The organism is Stenotrophomonas sp. LST15-1-1.1, assembly GCF_040815575.1.
Classification (GTDB): Bacteria; Pseudomonadota; Gammaproteobacteria; order Xanthomonadales; family Xanthomonadaceae; genus Stenotrophomonas; species Stenotrophomonas lactitubi_B.
The window spans coordinates 173,008-189,547 of the sequence record NZ_JBFPNJ010000012.1 but is presented as its reverse complement, the minus strand read 5'-3'; the positions used below and the strand labels follow the sequence as shown (position 1 = coordinate 189,547).

The following is a 16,540-nucleotide window of genomic DNA, read 5'->3' as shown; positions in this document are numbered from 1 at the left end:
GAGGACTTTGCAATGACCGAGGGCGTCATCAAAACCCAGGGGTCCGAGCTCTTCACCGTGGACAAGCTGAGTTCCAGCGTCGCCTCGGTCCTGAAGTTCGAGTGCCCGACTGGCATCACCGGCTTGGGCGGCGCTGCCGACCAGATCGAATCCACCTGCCTGAGCACCGTCGGCGACAAGGAGTATGAAGGCGGCCTTGGCAACCCGGGCCAGGTCAGTGTCCCGTTCAACTTCATCCCGCGCAGCCAGTCGCACCAGATCCTCTTCGACCTGAAGGAGTCGCGCGAGGTCGTGGACTGGTTGATCGGCCTGAGCGATGGCGTGGCCGCTCCGTCGCTGGATTCCAACGACGATCTGGTCGCGCCGGCGTCGCCCCTGCGCACCTCGATCGGCTTCCGTGGCTACGTCGCCGATCTGAACATCGACATCGCCACGAACGAGATCGTGCGCGGGACGCTGACGATCCAGCGCAGCGGCAGCGTCACCCCCCACTGGAACGGGCCGTACTCGGCCTGACGGCACACACATAAACCTTCGGGGTGTCCGGCTCTGCGCGTCCAGCCGTCGCGCATCCGGCCCCCACCTTCTGAGAACGGCTGATGGACAAGAGCAAGATCCTGACGAGCAATGCCCCCGTCGCGCGCGAGGTGAAGTTCAGCGACGGCACCACCGAGACTGTGCACTTCCGCCAGGTCAGCGCCGGTCAGATGCGCCGCTGGCGCGCTGCGGAGGCCTCTGGCAACGACGACGAAACCTGCTTTGCGATGCAGCGCCTGATCGCCGCGAGCCTCTGCGACGCCAACGGGAAGCTGGTGCTGACCGAGGCGGAATCGCAGAACCTGACGGCAAACGGCCTGACCGATCTGTTCCCACACGTGATGGCGGTGGCCGGCATCGGTGACGACGCAAAAAAGTCCTCGCCGAGCGTGGACGCGAATACTTCGCCTGCATCCTAGGCCTCGCGCTCGGCAAGACGCTGGGGGAGATTGACGATCTCCCCGAGCCAGAGTTTCAACGGTGGCTGGCCTTCTACCAGCTGTATCCCTTCGATGACCTTCACCGCTACCACCGGCCTGCGGCACTGATCGGCGCCAGCTTCGGTGGGTCGTTCCAGAAGAACCTCGACTTCCTGCAGCCGACGCCGGCTGCCCATGAGTTCCCCGACGCTGACCTGCGCACCCTCGCAGCGTTCGGCTTGAAACCCCCACGAGGCTGATCACATGGCAACTGCCGGCTCCATCGTCGTCGACCTGCTGATGAAGACGGGGTCGTTCGTCACGGACACCCAGCGCGCAGAGAAGTCCATGAAGTCCATGGAGCGCACCGCGGCCAGCGTCAGCAAGGGCATCGTTTCTGGCTTCACCGCGATCGGTAGCGTGATCGGCGGAGCAGTGGCGGCGTTCGCCAGTGTGGATGCCGCGATCACCGGCCTGAGCAATGCGATCAACGCGGCCGACCGTATTGATGAACTGTCGGCTCGCTTCAGTATCTCCACCGAGACCCTGTCCGGTTGGGGCTACGCCGCGAAGATGACCGGCTCTGACCTGGAGGGCCTGGTCGGCATCATCCCCAAGTTCACGAAGAACATCGCTGACGCTTCGAAGGCCGGAAGCGAGGCGGACAAGACGTTCAAGGCGCTGGGGATCTCGGTCAAGGACCAGGCCGGGAACCTGCGCAGCTTCGAAGACCTGCTGCCCGAAGTGCAGACCCGCTTCGCCGGCATCAGCAACGAGACCACCAAAACTGCGCTGGCTATGCAGTTGTTTGGCAAGTCCGGCTCGGAATTCCTGGAGTTCCTGAGCCTCGGCGCCGACGGCATGCGGACCATGGAGGAACGGGCCCGCACCTTGGGGATCGTGATCGACTCGGACACTGCCGGCGCGGCGGCGGAGTTCAATGACCGCCTGGACGATCTCCGTGCGGCAACGCAGGGCTGGTTCACCCAGTTGGCCGGCGAGCTGCTGCCGACGCTGACGGACTTGACCACGCAACTTGTCGACGTGGCCAAGGAAGGCGGCGGTGTGCGCGACGTGGCGCACGGCATCGCCACGGCGTTCCGTGAGATCGGCAAGGCGGCCGAGATCTTCGGAGTGGTGGAGAACTGGCTGGACCGCCTACGTGGCGGCCTCGTCGCCGTCGAGAAGCAGGGCAACGCAGTCATCAAGCTCGCGACGGGACAGTACAGCGGGCTGTTCGGATCTCAGGGCGGAGGGTGGGGTGGCTTCGTCAAGGACTACCAGGCCGGTACTGCCTATGCTGACAACGGCTGGGCGGCGTCCCAGGGAATGGGCTCTGCGATCCCCGACGGGGCCCGCAGCGGACCACGGGGCAGAAGCACCAGGTCGACCGCTGAAGAGGTACAGGCGGCGAAGGACCAGGCGGAGCAGCGGCAGAAGGCCGCCGAGTGGGAGGCCAAGCTGCAGGCGTCGTGGTCGGAGAGCGCCAAGAAGCAGAAGACCGCGGCTGTCGAGCAGGACAAAAGCGCGAAGAAGCTGCAGGACGCTTACAAGTCCACCAACGACCAGCTGGAGCGCCAGATCGCTCTCTTCGACGATAGCTCGGAGCTGGGCCGGGTCAACTATGAGATTCAGGCGGGCGGCCTGAAGGGAATCGACAGTGCTGCGCAGGCCGCGATCCGATCCAGCGCTTCGCTGCTCGACATGCTGGGCAACATCGACGAAGCCGAGTCGATCATGGGCGAGAGCGCCCAGAAGTTTGCCGATGCCTTCGATGGCATGTTCGGCATCGACGACGACACCAGTTCGTCGGTTGAGCAGACCTTCGGGCAGTGGAGCACCTACGCGGACCAGGCCGCCCGCAACATGCAGGACGCCTTCGCCGATTTCCTTTTCGATCCGTTCTCCGAAGGGGTGGGTGGCATGGTGCAGGGCTTCGCCAAGGCCCTGCAGAAGATGGCCGCACAGGCAGCCGCTTCGCAGATTTTCAAGATGATTGGCAGCTGGGCCAGCAGCTACAGCGGCGCTGGCGCGGGTTGGGTCAATGCGATCGGCACCGCCATTGGCTCGGCAGGCGGCCGCGCCGGCGGCGGCCCGGTGGCTGGTGGCAGCATGTACCGCGTGGGCGAGGGTGGTCGGCCTGAGCTGTTCGACCAGGGCGGCAAGACCTACCTGATTCCTGGTGATGCCGGCTCTGTCCGGCCCATCACCGCAGGGCTGCCTGCATCGTCGATGGCCGGTGGCGGCGGACCCACGAACCAGTTCAACACCACCCTGAACGTCACGTCTGAGGGCACCAGCACCAGCCAGCAGGGTAGCGGTGACGAACAGGGCCAGCAGATCCAGAGGGCGTTCCTGACACTGATCAATCAGTGGGCCGTGCAGCAGTCTCGCCCGGGCGGTCTCTTCCATCAGATGAGCGTGCGCAATGGCTGAGGTATTCACCTGGTGCGTGCGCACCGAGATCACCGGCACCGGCGACTTCCGTACCCGCGATGCGCAGTTCGGCGATGGCTACCGGCAGACCGCTGCCGACGGCCTGAACAACGAAACGCAGCAGTGGCCCATCTCGATGGTGGGCCGCGAGTCGAAAGTCGGACCGGCGCTGGCCTTCCTGCGCGCGCGGAAGGGCGCGGTGTCCTTCCTCTGGACGCCGCCGCTCGGTGTGCAGGGCCTGTACCTCTGCAAGACCTACACCATCACCCCGCATGGCAATGGCGTCTACACGCTCAATGCCACGTTCGAACAGACGTTCCAGCCGTAAGGATTCCCCATGGCACAGCAAGTAATCGACACCACTACCGACCATGGAACCTACAAAGGCGACCCGGCCAAAGTTGCGTTTGAAAAGACCAATCACAACGACCAGGAACTCTACGCGGAGGTCGAAGAGATTAAGCAGGCGGCCGCTGGCGCTATCCGCAAATCGTTAGATCAGGGAGCGATCAGCAGTAACGGTCTGCTTCTTTCATTCTTGGGAGCAACGCTCACCCTCTCGCCAGGCGTGGCATTCATTCCATCGCTGAACCAGCTTCTGGCAGTCACTGTAGCGTTGTCGAAGTCGCTAAGCGGGATGACCCCAAACACCTGGTATCACATCTATCTCTTTGCAAAGGCAGATGGATCCCCGGACTTTGAGGTTGTCACAGTTGCGCCTGCAGTCTATTTCGGCACGGCAAGAATCAAGACTGGCGACAACTCTCGTCGCTACATCGGAAGCATCCGGGTTGGCGCAAGCGGCGTGCTGAAGTTCGAGCACCACGGCTCCCAGATTATCTATCTGGAAGACACCAGCGCGGCACCATTCTTGGTTCTGGCAGCAGGATCTTCTACGAGCACGGCCACTGTGAGCGCAGGGCAGGTAGCTCCTGTGACCGCGCACGCAGTTTCATTGGTAGCTCTGAACGCAGTTTCTAACGGCGCATATGTAAGGCTCTCGAACAGCAAAGGGCCGGCGGCGCAGAGCGGTTACATGTCGCTTGTTGCGCCAAGCAGCGTGACAGCCACTGCAATGCCAGTGGATGGATCTCAGGCCTATACGTACGCGTACGACGCCACGCCGTCGGGATCTACCTACCACAGAATCAACGGCTACTACTTCGAACGGTGACCAATGTACGCATACACCAGTGATTCCTTTCGCTACGTCGGGAATAGTGGAACACCAATGCCAGGAGAGCAGCTCGGCGAAGACGTGCCACCAGAGGTTCTTAAGGCGATTGCAAGGAAGGAAGCGATATGGCGCCGTGATTCCATCCTGCGCGCAAGCGTTTGGACGCAGATGGATTCTGGACTTCCAGCTGACAAAGCTCAGGAGTGGCTGGAATATCGGTCGCTGTTGCTTGCTCTGACCGACGACCCCGACTTTCCAGACGTGGAGTGGCCTGTGGAGCCTTCGGTATGATCACCGCCGATGCCCAGCAGCTCGAACCCGGTGGCCGCATCACGCTGTTTGAACTGGATGCCAGCAGCTTTGGCGCTGACCAATTGTTTTTTCACGCCCACCTGCAATCGGGTCTGATCTGGTGGCAGGGCCAGGAGTACGGTCCTTGGCCGATCGAGGCCACCGGCTTCGCGCGCACCAGCGATCAGCCCCCGAACCCCCGGCTGAAGGTCAGCAACATCGATGGGCGGATCACCGCTCTGTGCCTCCTGTTCGACGACTTGGTCGGTGCGCGTGTCATCCGCCGGCAGACGCTGGCCAAGTACCTGGACGCGGCGAACTTCGCCGAGGGCAACCCGACGGCTGACCCGAATGAGCACTTCCTGGACGAGATCTGGTTCATCGAGCGCAAGGTGGCCGAGGACAAGCAGACGGTCGAGTTCGAGCTGACCACCGCCATCGACCTCAACGGCGAGCAGCTGCCCGGCCGGCAGGTCATCGCCGGTGTCTGCGGCTGGCTGATCCGTGGGGGATACCGCGGCCCCTACTGCGGCTACAACGGACCGGCGGTGGCCGATGCCAACGACGTGCCCACTACCGATCCCGCACGTGACCAGTGCGGCGGCAGGGTGAACAGCTGCAAGCTGCGCTTCGGAGCCGACAAGCCGCTGCCCTACGGCGGATTCCCGGCCGCCGGTCTACTGAGGACCTGACTGATGTCGATTTTCATGGTGAAGCGGTTGTATCGGCAGGGTCGCGGTGATTTCATCGCTGCCCAAGCGAATGTCTACGTACGGATGAATTGCGGTCGGCTGCACTTTGTCCGCAATCTGAACGGAAAAGCAGGCCATGAGCATGAAAGCAACTACACCTTCAGCGTCGACGCACCTTCCGGCGAGGTTGTGGTTGATGCCGCGCCTGAAGTCAGGGTTGATGTGGTCAGGTTGAGCTGACGAATCCCCGCGCTTCAAACCAGAGTTCATTACCCAGGCCCGCCCAGTGCGGGCCTTTTCTATGGGCGACACCGATGCAACAGAGCACCCTGCAGGCCATCCAGGCGCATGCCGTGGCCGAGTACCCGCGCGAGTGCTGCGGCCTGATCGTGGCCGGTCCGGATGGCGAGGCCTACCTGCCGTGCCGCAACGTGGCCACCACGCCCAGCGAGCACTTCCGGCTGCCGGCCGAGGACTATGCCGATGCTGAGGACGTGGGCGAGGTGCTCGCCGTCGTTCACAGCCATCCGAACGCGCCGGCGACTGCATCGGATGCCGATCGCGTCATGTGCGAAGCCAGTGGCCTGCCGTGGCACATCGTCAGCGTGGGCCAGGTCACCGGTGCAGATCCCGAGTGCGGCGACCTGCAGACCATCCAGCCCATCGGCTACGTCGCGCCGCTGGTGGGACGGCAGTTCGCCCACGGCATCCTCGACTGCTACACGCTGGTTCGAGACTTCTACGACCGTGAACTGGGCATCACGCTCAGCCAGTACGACCGCGACGATGACTGGTGGGAGAAGGGGCAGGACCTTTACAGCCTGGACCGACTGCGCGCCGAGGGCTTCGACCTGATAGACGGCGAGCCGCAGCGCGGCGACATGGTGCTGATGCAGATCCGCTCGCCGGTCCCGAACCACGCCGGCGTCTACCTCGGCGAGGGCCAGATGCTGCACCACATGCACGGCCGCCTGTCGGAGGAGATCACCTACGGCGGCATGTGGACCGAGCGCACCCGCTACATCGTCCGCCACAAGGAGGCAGTCCGTGTCTGAGCGCCTGCGCACCGTCCGCCTGTACGGCCAGCTGGGCAGCCGCTTCGGCCGCTCCTTCCGCCTGGCTGTGAACAGTCCTGCCGAGGCTGTGCGCGCGCTGTGCGCGATCCTGCCGGGCTTCCAGCAGTACCTGGCCCGTGCGAAGGAGAACGGCATGGCCTTCGCAGTCTTCGTCGGCAAGCAGAACCTGACGAAGGATCAGCTGCAGGACCCTCCAGGGAGCGAGGACATCCGCATTGCGCCGGTGCTGCTCGGTAGCAAGCGCGGCGGCATCCTCCAAACCATCGTTGGTGTGGTCCTCATCGTTGTCGGCCTGTGGACCGGTATTCAGCCTCTTACGCAGCTGGGCGTGAGCTTGGTGCTGGGAGGCGTGGCGCAGATGCTGGGTCCGCAGCCCAACGGAATGGGATCGCAGGACAGCGTAGAAAATCGCCCCAGTTACAGCATGAATGGAACCGTCAACACACAAGCCCAAGGTGTTCCGGTTCCTGTGGCCTACGGTGGCCATGACCAGAAAGGCATGCTCGTCGGCTCGGCAGTGATCAGCGGCGGCATCATGGCGGAGGACCAGCTTTGAACATTCCCGTCGCAACTCCTATCGCGCGTGCGGTGGCATTGGCTGGCGCCGGTGGCAAGAGCGGCAGCAACGGCCGCACGCCGGTAGAGACGCCGGACAGCCTGCACTCGATGGCTGTTGCCAGGATCATCGACTTGGTCAGCGAGGGCGAAATCCGTGGCCTGGTCGCCGGCAATCAGTCGATCTACCTGAATCAGGTTCCGATCCAGAACCCGGATGGCGGGCTGAACTTCGCTGGCGTCACGGTGGATACCCGCTCCGGAACGCAGGACCAGGAGTACATCCCGGGGTTCCCGTCGGTCGAGAACGAGATCGGCGTGAACGTGGAGCTTCGAAGTGACCAGCCGGTGGTGCGCGTCGTCAGCGGGTCGGACTTGTCGGCCGTACGGATTCGTCTCGCCGTGCCAGCGTTGCAGAAGGTGGACGAGGAGAATGGTGACCGCAACGGCTATTCCATCAGCTACGCGATCGACCTCGCCGTCGATGGTGGCGCCTACACGACCGTGCTCAATGACGCGATCACCGGCAAGACCACCACGCAGTACGAGCGCAGCCGGCGCATTGATCTGCCGCCCGGCTCCCAGTGGCAGGTCAGAATCCGCCGGCTCACTCCCAATCAGAACACTGCGCTGATATCGGACACGGTCAACGTGCTTTCGATGACCGAGATCATCGACGTCAAGCTGCGCTATCCCAACAGCGCGCTGTGCGCGGTGCAGGTTGACGCGAGCCAGTTCCAGAACATCCCGTCGCGGTCCTACCGGGTGTGGGGCCGCATCATCCGCGTGCCCAGCAACTACGACCCCATCGGCCGTACCTACAGCGGCGTGTGGGATGGCACCTTCAAAGCTGCCTGGACGAACAACCCGGCCTGGGTATTCTTCGATATCGTCACCAACGACCGGTTCGGCCTCGGCAACCGCATTCCGTTGGACTGGGTAGACAAGTGGCGGCTGTACCAGATCGCGCAGTATTGCGATCAGCTGGTGAGCGACGGCATGGGCGGGCAAGAGCCGCGCTTCACCTGCAGCCTGTACCTGCAGAGCAGGGCGGATGCCTACAAGGTGCTGCAGGACATGGCCAGCATGTTCCGCGGCATCAGCTTCTATGCGGCGGGGCAGGTGATGGCCTCGTCCGATATGCCCATGGATCCTGGCCCCACTTACAGCCAGGCCAACGTCGTTGAAGGGCGGTTCCTCTACCAGGGCAGTGCTCGCAAGGCGCGTCACACCGTTGCCTTGGTTTCATGGACTGACCCAGACGATTTCGGTCGACAGAAGGTGGAGGTCGTGCAGAACCTTGACGCCATCGCCCGATATGGGGTGAACCAGACCGAGGTGACGGCTATCGGCTGCCATTCACGCGCGCAGGCGCAGCGTGTGGGCAACCACATTCTCTACACCGAGAGCCTGGAGACGGAGACCGTCAGCTTCTCGGTCGGGTTGGACGCCCTCAACTGCATGCCGGGCGACGTGATTCAGGTGGCGGACCCGAATCGCTCCGGCCGTCGCAATGCCGGCCGCATCCGTGCAGCGGCCGCCAGCAGCCTCACGCTTGACCTGGTGCCTGACTCGATGGTTGTGGGCGACACGTTGCGCGCGACGCTGCCCAGCGGTCGGACGGAAGGCCGGACGATCAACGGGGTAGACGCCGCGACCGGTCTGGTTACGGTCTCGGCGCCATGGAGCGCCTTGCCGGTAGCGCAGTCGGTGTGGGCGACCGAGTCTAGTGACCTGGTGCTGCAGCTGTTCCGGGTGATCGGAATCCAGGAAGGCGAGGGGCTGACCTTCAACGTGACAGCGCTGAAGCACGTGCCAGGCAAGTATGCGGCGATCGACGACGGCACCCGCCTGGAGCTGCCGCCGATCAGCATCATCCCGCCGAGCGTGCAGCCGCCGCCGACCAACGTGGCGCTGTCCTCGCACGTGGTGATCGAGCAGGGCATCGCCACCCCAACGCTGACCATCCAGTGGGACGCAGCCGACAAGGCCATCGCCTACGACGTGGAGTGGCGCCGAGACGACCTCAACTGGGTGCGCGCCGGTCGGGTGGCCACCACCAGCATCGAGGTGCCCGGCATCTACGCTGGCCAGTACCTCGCGCGCGTGCGGGCGGTGAACGCGCTCAATGCCGTGTCGCTGCCTGCCATGAGCCCGCTCACCACGATCGCGGGCAAGACCGAGCCTCCGCCGGCGGTGACCTCGCTGACCGCCACGTCCATCGTGTTCGGCATCCGGTTGGCTTGGGCCTTCCCGCCTGGGGCGACGGACACGCAGCGCACCGAGATCTGGCGCAGCCCTAGCCCGAACCGGGAGACTGCAACGAAGCTGGGCGACTACGCCTATCCGCAGAACCGTCTTGAACTGGATGGCTTGGCCGCCGGTGCTCGATTCTTCTTCTGGGCGCGGCTTGTGGATCGCTCCGGCAACATTGGCCCCTGGTATCCGGAAGGTACTGGCGTGATGGGCGAGGCCAGTACCAACCAGTCTGACTACGATGCCTACTTCGCCGGCAAGATCAGCGAGAGCGCGCTGGGCCAAGCGCTGCGCGACAAGATCGAGAGCATCGACCAGATTGTTCCGTTGATCTGGGACGCTGCAGCGACTTACGAACCAGGCCAGACCGTGGTGCACAACGGGAAGATCTGGAGCTGGCAGGGAACCGAGCCCGGCAACGAGGAGCCACCTGGCACGAACTGGCAGGACGTGGGCGACGCGATCGCCCAGGCCGGCGCAATCGTGGGGCGCGTGGACACGCTGGAACTGGAAATCAACGATCCTGAAACGGGCCTGCAGGCGATCGGGCAGAAGACTGAGGGCCTGTTCGTGCAACTCGATGTGCAGGCTGCTGGTGATGAAGACTGGGGCGCCGGTGACGAAACTGTTTTCGCCGGCACCATGACCATCCAGACGGTCATCGCCGAGGGTGACTATGCTCTTGCAAAGCGAACCGATACCGTTGAGGCGAAGGTGGGGGAGACGCAGGCATCGGTCGAGCAGACCTCACTGGCGTTGGTCGATATCAACGGGAAGATCAGCGCCACCTACACCCTGCGCGCGCAGGTCACCTCCGACGGACGCATCTACGGTGCCGGCTTCGGCCTGGGTGTCGAGCAGCAGCCCGATGGCAGCTTCCAGAGCCAGGCACTGTTCCAGGTGGACCGGTTTGCCCTGATCAACATCGCCAACAATGTGACCACCGCACCGTTCGTCGTACAGAACGGCCAGACCTTCATCAGCCAGGCCCTGATCGGCACCGGCTGGATCCAGAACGCGATGATCGGGGACGTGATCCAGTCGACGGCTGTCGGTGCTGGCGGACTGCCGCGGTGGAAGCTGGACAAGAACGGCAGCCTGACGATGAACGGGCCGGTCGGTGGCGGGTCATTGGCGATAAATGACCGAAACATCTTCGTCCGCACTGCCGGCGGGCAGCCGTTGGTCGCCCTCGGGGATGGAATCTGATGGCAACCGGAATGCGGGTCTGGAACCCCGATGGGTCCATCAAGTTCGAAATCACGACCCGCCTGACCCGGCTTCTGGGCCAGGTGCAGACTGGCAATCAAGACGGCTATCTGGATGTTCCCAACCAAGGAAACCAGATCTTCTTCTTCATCATCTCCAACGACCCGGCGCAGCCAACTCGCGGGATACCGGTGATCGGCGTCTCGGGCAATCGCCTGTCGTGGACGTTCATGGAAAACGTCCGCACACCCTGCACTCTCTACTATGGACTCTGGTGATGGCTATTGGCTTCAAGGTCTGGACCAACAATGGAAGCGTCCTCACAATCGATGAGTCGTATGAGAACCTGTCGCTATACAGCTCGGGAACAGGGCAGACATCCGCCGCGGATGCATCGTTGGCCTATGGCCTGTACACGCTCACGCTCACGCTGCCAAGCGCCGCCATTCCTCAGCTGGCATTGCGGACCCACGACCCTTCGAAGTACATCGGGATCGTGGGAGCGTCGGCCAATGGCAACATCTACAGCTTCCTGATTCGAACGCAGGGTGGGCCGGTCGATTTCAGCTGGTACATCTTCACCATCCCTGCATACATTGCGGCGAGCACCGTCGGCATGAAGGTGTGGCGCCCCAGCGACGGGCGCCTGGTGTTCGACACAGGGATGAGCTGGATGCGGGTGGCGGGGCAACTCTTGGGGGCCGATGCTTCGGTGCAACTACCCGACCCATCGCGGACCTATGCCGTCGCGTTCGCTGCGGCAGCCATGAATCAGGTCAGGCAATGGCAGAATCAACCCGAGACACAGCCGGCAGTGGTGGCTCAGACGACCAACATCATCGGCGCACGCGTGCTCAATGGGGTTCTGTCAAGCCTGAGCATGCGCGTGGATGTGACACAATCCTCACCAGGCACGCCGGCCGACATCGGATACATCTCCAACGGCGTGGCCGCCTATTTGGCGCTGGATATCACCGGGTACTGACCGGTCGATCCTTGGTGCGGCCTTCCTGATAGCGAACCACATTGCCAAACGCGACGTATCCGCCGGGTCGCTTGAAGTTCTCCGCTGAGAACCCGCGCTGGCTTCCCTCATCGCTGGTGGTGGTGTGGAAGGTGATGCCCGTCGACGTGAAGCCGGCCACTGTGTTGCCCAAGTCGATGTCGCATTTCTTCCAGGTGTTGCTCGTGCCTAAGCGGATGCCGAACCTGTCCCCTGACTTCCCGATCACACCGCAGATGGAAACGCGCCGCTGTTCCGTGACCTCGATAGCCTTCGGGCTGATTCGAGCGACGAACCCATCCATCGTCTCGCCCGACGTCGAAATTTCTTCGTAAAGCTGGGTGGGGCCCTGCGCTGAGGCGGCGAGGGCTGAGCTGGCGCCGGCGGCGGCCAGAACTGCAAAAAAGATCGATACGCGCATGACGCTCTCCCTGTGTTGTGCTGCGAACAGAGCCGAGGTTACCTCCAAAGCGGAGTCTGCGCCTTACAGAAAGTCGTTCGCGTTTGGCCGCCGCGAACGTGATCTCACGCCACGGGCTGCAGCAGATCCTCGCGGTTGTTCCGCGGCGTGTTCACCGCGCGGTTGACGCGGTAGGCCTCCATGGCCGGTGTCTCGCTCGCCAGCAGCATGGCCATGGCATCGTCCGGGCTGGCGGCCATCCACTCGTCGATCTGGCCGGCCTGCAGCCACACCGGCATGCGGTCGTGGATATCAGCCGACACGCCGCTGCTGTCACCGGTGATGATGGTGAAGGTGCCCAGGTTCCCGTCGGGCAGGAGCGGGCTGGTGTCTTCCCACAGGCCGGCGGCCAGCAGCGGCCCGGTGGCGTGGATGAACCATGGGTCCTTCTTCCCGTCCTCGGGGCTGACCGACCACTCGTAGTACCCAGCCATCGGGATGACGCAGCGGCGCTTCTTGAACGCCGACCGGAACGCGGGCTTGGTGGCCACCGTCTCGATGCGGGCGTTGATGGTCGATCCCTGCAAGCCCTTGGCCTTCGCCCAGAACGGCAGCAGTCCCCACGCCAGCCGGGTGACCTGCCGGCCTTCGCCGCGGTCCAGGATGATCGATGCGCGCTGCGTCGGCGCCAGGTTGAAGCTGGGTTGGATCTCGGCCAGGCCGGGGGCAAGGTCAGCCAGACCGGGCTGGCCAAAGTCGACAACGGGAACCTGGACGAATCGGCCGCACATAGCCGGACTCTACTCCACTGTTTCGGCTGAACTCTTCGCGCCGCCTACACCAGGGAGGTGCCCCCGGGCGAGCTTATACTGCCCGCATGGACGCACAGAACCGCTATCGTGGCGCGCTACTAGGCTTGGCTGCCGGTGACGCCGTTGGCACAACACTTGAGTTCAAGCCGCGCGGTCGATTCGAGCCACTTACCGACATGGTGGGCGGCGGTCCATTTAACCTCGAGGCAGGGCAGTGGACGGATGACACCTCCATGGCTCTATGCCTAGCTGAGAGCCTAGTCCGCTGCGAGGACTTCGACGCTCGGGACCAGATGAACCGATACGCGAACTGGTATCAGCATGGCTATTGGAGCTCGACGGGCTCCTGCTTCGATATTGGCGTGGCCACGCGCCGGGCCATTGAAAGCTACCTGGTGACAGGGGACCCGCTTTCCGGCAGCCCACACCCGAAAAGCGCCGGCAATGGCTCGATAATGCGCTTGGCGCCCGTGGTGCTTAGGTATGCCGGCATGCCCGAGCTGCAGGACATGGCGGCACTCAGCTCTCGTACCACACATGCAGCGGTGGAGTGTCTGGACGCCTGTCGCATCCTCGCCGTCGCGATAGAGCGCGCTCTGACAGGGCGCAGTAAATCCGAGATATTGGATCTTGCCTCTATCGACGTCGCCACTGCTCGGCTGCGCGACGTCGCCTGCGGCGGGTATCTGGATGCCACGCGGGACCAGATCCACGGCACCGGGTACGTCGTAGAAAGTCTGAAAGCTGCTCTGTGGTGCTTCCACCGGCATGACACCTTCGACGGTGCGGTGCTCGAGGCTGCCAACCTTGGTGACGACGCGGATACTACCGCCGCTATCGTCGGGCAGCTGGCCGGCGCCTTCTATGGGGAAACTGGCATTCCCACCTCATGGCTCGACCGCCTTCACCGTGGCGACGAGATCTCCGCATTGGCCGATAGCCTAATGCAGCGCAACCTCGCCCAGTCATAGATCGCCCCGGACCCCGAACGGTTCAGCCGGTGAACGATCCCTTGTCGCAGCCTTTGCGACCGCCGGCCGTATCCTTCTGGCCATGCAGTCCTCCCACGGCTTTCGCTCCGCCCCGATTCCCTCTGGCTGGGTCCAGACGGGTGAGCGCTGGGCGCTCTGGTACAACGGGCGGGAGACGGCCAGCATCACCCCTGACGGCGGCCCCGGGGTGCGCCTGTGGATGGAAGGTCAGAAGTTCTGGCACGTGAAGGAAGTACGCGCGGCTAGCGTCCGGCAGGCAAAGCGCTACGCCGAACGCTGGTGCGCCGCCAGGCTCTACCCGCACCTGCGGCTCCGGGAAGCTGTAGCCCTGCTGGCGGACACCATCCCGATCCAACTGCCGCCGCCACTGCCCGGCCTGCCGCCGACCCGCGAGCAGCAGCAACAGGCGCGGCGTTTGGCCGAGGCAGGGACGAAGGAGCTGGAGCGGGTCAAGGAAGCGCTCGAGCCGCGCAAGCCGCCGGCAGCGACGAAGCCCAGGGCGAGGGACCCGCAGAAGGCGCGGGTGAGAGCGGCGCTGCAGCAGATGCGGCGCGGGGTTTGATGCACCCTATCCACTCGTAAGTGATTGATCCTATTGCGCACGAACCGGCACATCTGGCGGCGGAAAAACGGGGGCATATTCCTTGCAGATCAACCGCTTGGGCCTATCTGGCGCCATGCCTGGGGGGCAGAGGGTCGTCGGTTCGAATCCGGCCGTCCCGACCACTGTGATGAAACAGACAAGCCTGCGCAGCGATGCGTGGGCTTTTTTGTTGCAGCGTTGTATCCTGCGCGCACTCGTACTACCGCGGCTGCTGAACCCGGTACCCACGAGAATACGATCATGGAAACGCAAAGGAACCGCGCCTGGAGGCGCTCGCAGTCGCGCCATCACGGCGGCGACCACACGGCACCCGTGCCGATCTTCAAGCCGGAAAAGAACTGGAAGCTGATGTATACGCGTGGCGACAAGCTGCTGCGGGCGCGCCAGCTGGGCTTCACCTATCCGGTCCTCAGCCCGCGGCAACTGCTGGATCTGGAATGTTGAACCTGTTGTTTGTCTGCAGCCGCAACCAGTTGCGCAGCCCCACCGCCGAAGCGATGTGGCAACGCCGGCCAGGTATCAGTGCGCGCTCTGCCGGCACCAGCCCGCATGCGCGCCGGCCCATCAGCCCAGCGGATATCCGCTGGGCTGACGTCATCTTCGTGATGGAGCCCAAGCACCAGCACCGGCTGCAGGCGAATTTCGCGCGCCTGCTTGAACATACGCCGTTGCACTGCCTGGATATCCCCGACGACTATCGCTGCATGGATCCGGCGTTGATGGCGCTGCTGGAAGCGAAGGTCGCGCCTTACCTCACATCGTCAGTGGCGAAGCGGTAGATCAGCTCCGGGTCGCCTTCGTCGAGGCCGTGCACGATCCCGCATTGCACGAAGCCAGCCGCTGCCAGCAGACGCTGCATGCTGGTATTGGACTGGTTGGTCGAGCTGAAAAGTCGGGTGCCCGCGGTGATCGACGTGGCATGCAGAAGCAACGCACGGCCGATGCCGTGTCTACGCAGCGGCGCGGCCACCATCAGCATCTCGATGAAGGCCTCGCTGAAGAAGTGCCGATGCTGGACCCGGTAGCCGGCCAGCGTGCCATCGAGCTCGGCAACGTGCATGTGGCCGTCCGCCAACCACTGGCCGATCTGCACCGCACGTCGTGGGTCATGCGCCGCAACGCTGTCGACGGCGATCAGTGCCGGAAGATCCGTGCATGCGGCCGCGCGTATCTGAAGTGCTGGAGCCTGCCGGGTCATCGCGGACGGCTGCGCAGCAGCAAGGACATCATCGTTGCCAGATACCAGCGTTCCATGCGGTGTTTCCTGCTGTGAGAGCCTCATTCTAGCGAGGATGGGCCCGCAGCCATCGCACTCAGTAGACGCGGAATTCGGCGCGGCAGCCGTCGCTGACCCATACGCCGCGTCGGTCCCAGCCCCAGTTGCGGTCCTCGGTGCAGGTGGTGACCGACTTCTGCTTGACCAGCCGCACGTCATGACGGACGCGGATGCGGCACTGCTTCTCCTTGTTTTCGTAGGATTCGCAGACCAGGCGCTCGCCATCGCGATCACGGTCACGCCCGGGCCAGCGTCCACGCCCACGCTCTTCGGCAACGAATTCGGCACGACAGCCGTCGGTGACCCACAGCATGCCGCGGCGCTGTCCCCAGTTGTCACCTTCCACGCACCGCGTCACCGACAGCTGCCGCGCCAGGCGCGCGCGTCCCTCGAACGGACACTGCTGGGTCTTGTTGAAGTGCGATTCGCAGGTGATGCGCGGTGACGACTCGATGTCGTAATCCTGGGCCGAGACAGTGGTGGCGGCCAGCAGCAGGGCAAGCGCAGAACCGCCCAGGGGCAGTAACAGGCGAAGGCTCATTGAAACCTCGGATTGGGAATGGGACGCAAGAATGGCGCACGTGCGGCGCTCTGCGACGACCGCGGTCTGCGCTGGCTCAGGACAGATTTATAAGTGTCCAGCGGCGCATGCAGGGGTTTACATCCCGTATCATCCCGGGCACATCCGATTGCATCGGTTTACAGTTTTTTACACGTTCCAGCGCTTTCGGATGCAGCCCTCGGGCATCGCCCGGGGCCGCTGGTGCGGGTGCGGACAAGGATGTGCGGACCACGACGACCACAG

The 16,540-nt window shown here is 63.8% G+C and carries 23 protein-coding genes; 19 read left to right on the top strand and 4 right to left on the bottom strand.

Annotated features, from left to right (window positions below):
- Positions 1–12: 12 nt before the first annotated feature.
- From MRBLST15_RS08520 to MRBLST15_RS08460, 14 genes are all read left to right on the top strand, one after another.
- The gene (locus tag MRBLST15_RS08520) at positions 13–516 is read left to right on the top strand and encodes a phage tail tube protein (RefSeq protein ID WP_367785680.1); all 504 of its coding nucleotides are present in this window, start codon (positions 13–15) and stop codon (positions 514–516) included.
- A gap of 83 nt (positions 517–599) precedes the next feature.
- Positions 600–956: a phage tail assembly chaperone family protein, TAC gene (locus MRBLST15_RS08515; RefSeq protein ID WP_367785679.1), complete on the top strand. Its 357-nt coding sequence runs from the start codon at positions 600–602 to the stop codon at positions 954–956.
- A complete protein-coding gene (locus MRBLST15_RS21090) occupies positions 950–1,216 on the top strand; it encodes a phage tail assembly protein T (RefSeq protein WP_422664276.1) in 267 nt (88 codons plus the stop codon). Before MRBLST15_RS08515 ends, MRBLST15_RS21090 begins: the two co-directional genes overlap by 7 nt.
- Positions 1,217–1,220: 4 nt before the next feature.
- Positions 1,221–3,392, top strand: a complete 2,172-nt coding sequence (locus MRBLST15_RS08510; protein WP_367785678.1) for a hypothetical protein — start codon at positions 1,221–1,223, stop codon at positions 3,390–3,392.
- A complete protein-coding gene (locus tag MRBLST15_RS08505; protein WP_367785677.1) occupies positions 3,385–3,720 on the top strand; it encodes a phage tail protein in 336 nt (111 codons plus the stop codon). The genes MRBLST15_RS08510 and MRBLST15_RS08505 overlap by 8 nt, the downstream gene beginning before the upstream one ends.
- A gap of 9 nt (positions 3,721–3,729) precedes the next feature.
- Positions 3,730–4,566, top strand: coding sequence for a hypothetical protein (locus MRBLST15_RS08500; protein ID WP_367785676.1), 837 nt, complete (start codon positions 3,730–3,732; stop codon positions 4,564–4,566).
- 3 nt (positions 4,567–4,569) lie between these two features.
- Entirely contained in the window at positions 4,570–4,860 is a 291-nt protein-coding gene (locus tag MRBLST15_RS08495; protein WP_367785675.1) for a phage tail assembly chaperone, read from the top strand.
- The gene (locus MRBLST15_RS08490) at positions 4,857–5,552 is read left to right on the top strand and encodes a phage minor tail protein L (protein ID WP_367785674.1); all 696 of its coding nucleotides are present in this window, start codon (positions 4,857–4,859) and stop codon (positions 5,550–5,552) included. The genes MRBLST15_RS08495 and MRBLST15_RS08490 overlap by 4 nt, the downstream gene beginning before the upstream one ends.
- A gap of 3 nt (positions 5,553–5,555) precedes the next feature.
- Entirely contained in the window at positions 5,556–5,792 is a 237-nt protein-coding gene (locus tag MRBLST15_RS08485; protein WP_367785673.1) for a hypothetical protein, read from the top strand.
- 74 nt (positions 5,793–5,866) lie between these two features.
- The gene (locus MRBLST15_RS08480) at positions 5,867–6,607 is read left to right on the top strand and encodes a C40 family peptidase (protein ID WP_367785672.1); all 741 of its coding nucleotides are present in this window, start codon (positions 5,867–5,869) and stop codon (positions 6,605–6,607) included.
- Positions 6,600–7,184 (top strand): tail assembly protein, encoded by a 585-nt coding sequence (locus MRBLST15_RS08475; protein WP_367785671.1) that lies wholly within the window; start codon positions 6,600–6,602, stop codon positions 7,182–7,184. Before MRBLST15_RS08480 ends, MRBLST15_RS08475 begins: the two co-directional genes overlap by 8 nt.
- Positions 7,181–10,648 (top strand): host specificity protein J, encoded by a 3,468-nt coding sequence (locus MRBLST15_RS08470; RefSeq protein WP_367785670.1) that lies wholly within the window; start codon positions 7,181–7,183, stop codon positions 10,646–10,648. Before MRBLST15_RS08475 ends, MRBLST15_RS08470 begins: the two co-directional genes overlap by 4 nt.
- Positions 10,648–10,926 carry a hypothetical protein gene (locus MRBLST15_RS08465; protein WP_367785669.1) on the top strand — a complete coding sequence of 93 codons (279 nt, stop codon included), beginning with the start codon at positions 10,648–10,650 and terminating at the stop codon, positions 10,924–10,926. Before MRBLST15_RS08470 ends, MRBLST15_RS08465 begins: the two co-directional genes overlap by 1 nt.
- Entirely contained in the window at positions 10,926–11,633 is a 708-nt protein-coding gene (locus MRBLST15_RS08460) for a hypothetical protein (RefSeq protein WP_367785668.1), read from the top strand. Before MRBLST15_RS08465 ends, MRBLST15_RS08460 begins: the two co-directional genes overlap by 1 nt.
- Here MRBLST15_RS08460 and MRBLST15_RS08455 read toward each other — a convergent pair.
- Both MRBLST15_RS08455 and MRBLST15_RS08450 read right to left on the bottom strand, forming a co-directional pair.
- On the bottom strand, positions 11,620–12,072 hold the full coding sequence (locus MRBLST15_RS08455) for a hypothetical protein (RefSeq protein WP_367785667.1): 453 nt from the start codon (positions 12,070–12,072) through the stop codon (positions 11,620–11,622). The two genes, MRBLST15_RS08460 and MRBLST15_RS08455, sit on opposite strands and share 14 nt — an antisense overlap.
- 104 nt (positions 12,073–12,176) lie before the next feature.
- Positions 12,177–12,842 (bottom strand): SOS response-associated peptidase, encoded by a 666-nt coding sequence (locus MRBLST15_RS08450; RefSeq protein WP_367785666.1) that lies wholly within the window; start codon positions 12,840–12,842, stop codon positions 12,177–12,179.
- An 86-nt stretch (positions 12,843–12,928) separates the two neighbouring features.
- On the opposite strand from MRBLST15_RS08450, the gene MRBLST15_RS08445 reads away from it, so the two are divergent.
- From MRBLST15_RS08445 to MRBLST15_RS08430, 4 genes are all read left to right on the top strand, one after another.
- The gene (locus tag MRBLST15_RS08445) at positions 12,929–13,834 is read left to right on the top strand and encodes an ADP-ribosylglycohydrolase family protein (protein ID WP_367785665.1); all 906 of its coding nucleotides are present in this window, start codon (positions 12,929–12,931) and stop codon (positions 13,832–13,834) included.
- A gap of 82 nt (positions 13,835–13,916) precedes the next feature.
- Positions 13,917–14,417 (top strand): hypothetical protein, encoded by a 501-nt coding sequence (locus MRBLST15_RS08440; RefSeq protein WP_367785664.1) that lies wholly within the window; start codon positions 13,917–13,919, stop codon positions 14,415–14,417.
- 282 nt (positions 14,418–14,699) lie between these two features.
- Positions 14,700–14,903 (top strand): hypothetical protein, encoded by a 204-nt coding sequence (locus MRBLST15_RS08435; protein WP_367785663.1) that lies wholly within the window; start codon positions 14,700–14,702, stop codon positions 14,901–14,903.
- Positions 14,897–15,238 carry a low molecular weight protein tyrosine phosphatase family protein gene (locus tag MRBLST15_RS08430; protein WP_025876304.1) on the top strand — a complete coding sequence of 114 codons (342 nt, stop codon included), beginning with the start codon at positions 14,897–14,899 and terminating at the stop codon, positions 15,236–15,238. The genes MRBLST15_RS08435 and MRBLST15_RS08430 overlap by 7 nt, the downstream gene beginning before the upstream one ends.
- On the opposite strand, the gene MRBLST15_RS08425 is transcribed toward MRBLST15_RS08430, so the two are convergent.
- Entirely contained in the window at positions 15,208–15,597 is a 390-nt protein-coding gene (locus tag MRBLST15_RS08425) for a GNAT family N-acetyltransferase (protein WP_367785841.1), read from the bottom strand. The genes MRBLST15_RS08430 and MRBLST15_RS08425 overlap by 31 nt on opposite strands.
- Here MRBLST15_RS08425 and MRBLST15_RS08420 point away from each other — a divergent pair.
- Entirely contained in the window at positions 15,520–15,732 is a 213-nt protein-coding gene (locus tag MRBLST15_RS08420; protein ID WP_367785847.1) for a hypothetical protein, read from the top strand. The genes MRBLST15_RS08425 and MRBLST15_RS08420 overlap by 78 nt on opposite strands.
- 40 nt (positions 15,733–15,772) lie before the next feature.
- On the opposite strand, the gene MRBLST15_RS08415 is transcribed toward MRBLST15_RS08420, so the two are convergent.
- Positions 15,773–16,276, bottom strand: a complete 504-nt coding sequence (locus MRBLST15_RS08415; RefSeq protein ID WP_367785662.1) for a DUF3011 domain-containing protein — start codon at positions 16,274–16,276, stop codon at positions 15,773–15,775.
- Positions 16,277–16,540: the final 264 nt, after the last annotated feature.

Excerpts from the sequence above, each read along its gene's own strand:
- MRBLST15_RS08505 (WP_367785677.1), top strand. The coding sequence starts at position 3,385 with ATGGCTGAGGTATTCACCTGGTGCGTGCGCACCGAGATCACCGGCACC.
- MRBLST15_RS08485 (WP_367785673.1), top strand. The coding sequence starts at position 5,556 with ATGTCGATTTTCATGGTGAAGCGGTTGTATCGGCAGGGTCGCGGTGAT.
- MRBLST15_RS08415 (WP_367785662.1), bottom strand. The coding sequence starts at position 16,276 with ATGAGCCTTCGCCTGTTACTGCCCCTGGGCGGTTCTGCGCTTGCCCTG.
- MRBLST15_RS08445 (WP_367785665.1), top strand. The coding sequence starts at position 12,929 with ATGGACGCACAGAACCGCTATCGTGGCGCGCTACTAGGCTTGGCTGCC.
- MRBLST15_RS08435 (WP_367785663.1), top strand. The coding sequence starts at position 14,700 with ATGGAAACGCAAAGGAACCGCGCCTGGAGGCGCTCGCAGTCGCGCCAT.
- MRBLST15_RS08495 (WP_367785675.1), top strand. The coding sequence starts at position 4,570 with ATGTACGCATACACCAGTGATTCCTTTCGCTACGTCGGGAATAGTGGA.
- MRBLST15_RS08460 (WP_367785668.1), top strand. The coding sequence starts at position 10,926 with ATGGCTATTGGCTTCAAGGTCTGGACCAACAATGGAAGCGTCCTCACA.
- MRBLST15_RS08440 (WP_367785664.1), top strand. The coding sequence starts at position 13,917 with ATGCAGTCCTCCCACGGCTTTCGCTCCGCCCCGATTCCCTCTGGCTGG.
- MRBLST15_RS08520 (WP_367785680.1), top strand. The coding sequence starts at position 13 with ATGACCGAGGGCGTCATCAAAACCCAGGGGTCCGAGCTCTTCACCGTG.
- MRBLST15_RS08500 (WP_367785676.1), top strand. The coding sequence starts at position 3,730 with ATGGCACAGCAAGTAATCGACACCACTACCGACCATGGAACCTACAAA.
- MRBLST15_RS08490 (WP_367785674.1), top strand. The coding sequence starts at position 4,857 with ATGATCACCGCCGATGCCCAGCAGCTCGAACCCGGTGGCCGCATCACG.
- MRBLST15_RS08510 (WP_367785678.1), top strand. The coding sequence starts at position 1,221 with ATGGCAACTGCCGGCTCCATCGTCGTCGACCTGCTGATGAAGACGGGG.
- MRBLST15_RS08480 (WP_367785672.1), top strand. The coding sequence starts at position 5,867 with ATGCAACAGAGCACCCTGCAGGCCATCCAGGCGCATGCCGTGGCCGAG.
- MRBLST15_RS08430 (WP_025876304.1), top strand. The coding sequence starts at position 14,897 with ATGTTGAACCTGTTGTTTGTCTGCAGCCGCAACCAGTTGCGCAGCCCC.
- MRBLST15_RS08450 (WP_367785666.1), bottom strand. The coding sequence starts at position 12,842 with ATGTGCGGCCGATTCGTCCAGGTTCCCGTTGTCGACTTTGGCCAGCCC.
- MRBLST15_RS08465 (WP_367785669.1), top strand. The coding sequence starts at position 10,648 with ATGGCAACCGGAATGCGGGTCTGGAACCCCGATGGGTCCATCAAGTTC.
- MRBLST15_RS08515 (WP_367785679.1), top strand. The coding sequence starts at position 600 with ATGGACAAGAGCAAGATCCTGACGAGCAATGCCCCCGTCGCGCGCGAG.
- MRBLST15_RS08455 (WP_367785667.1), bottom strand. The coding sequence starts at position 12,072 with ATGCGCGTATCGATCTTTTTTGCAGTTCTGGCCGCCGCCGGCGCCAGC.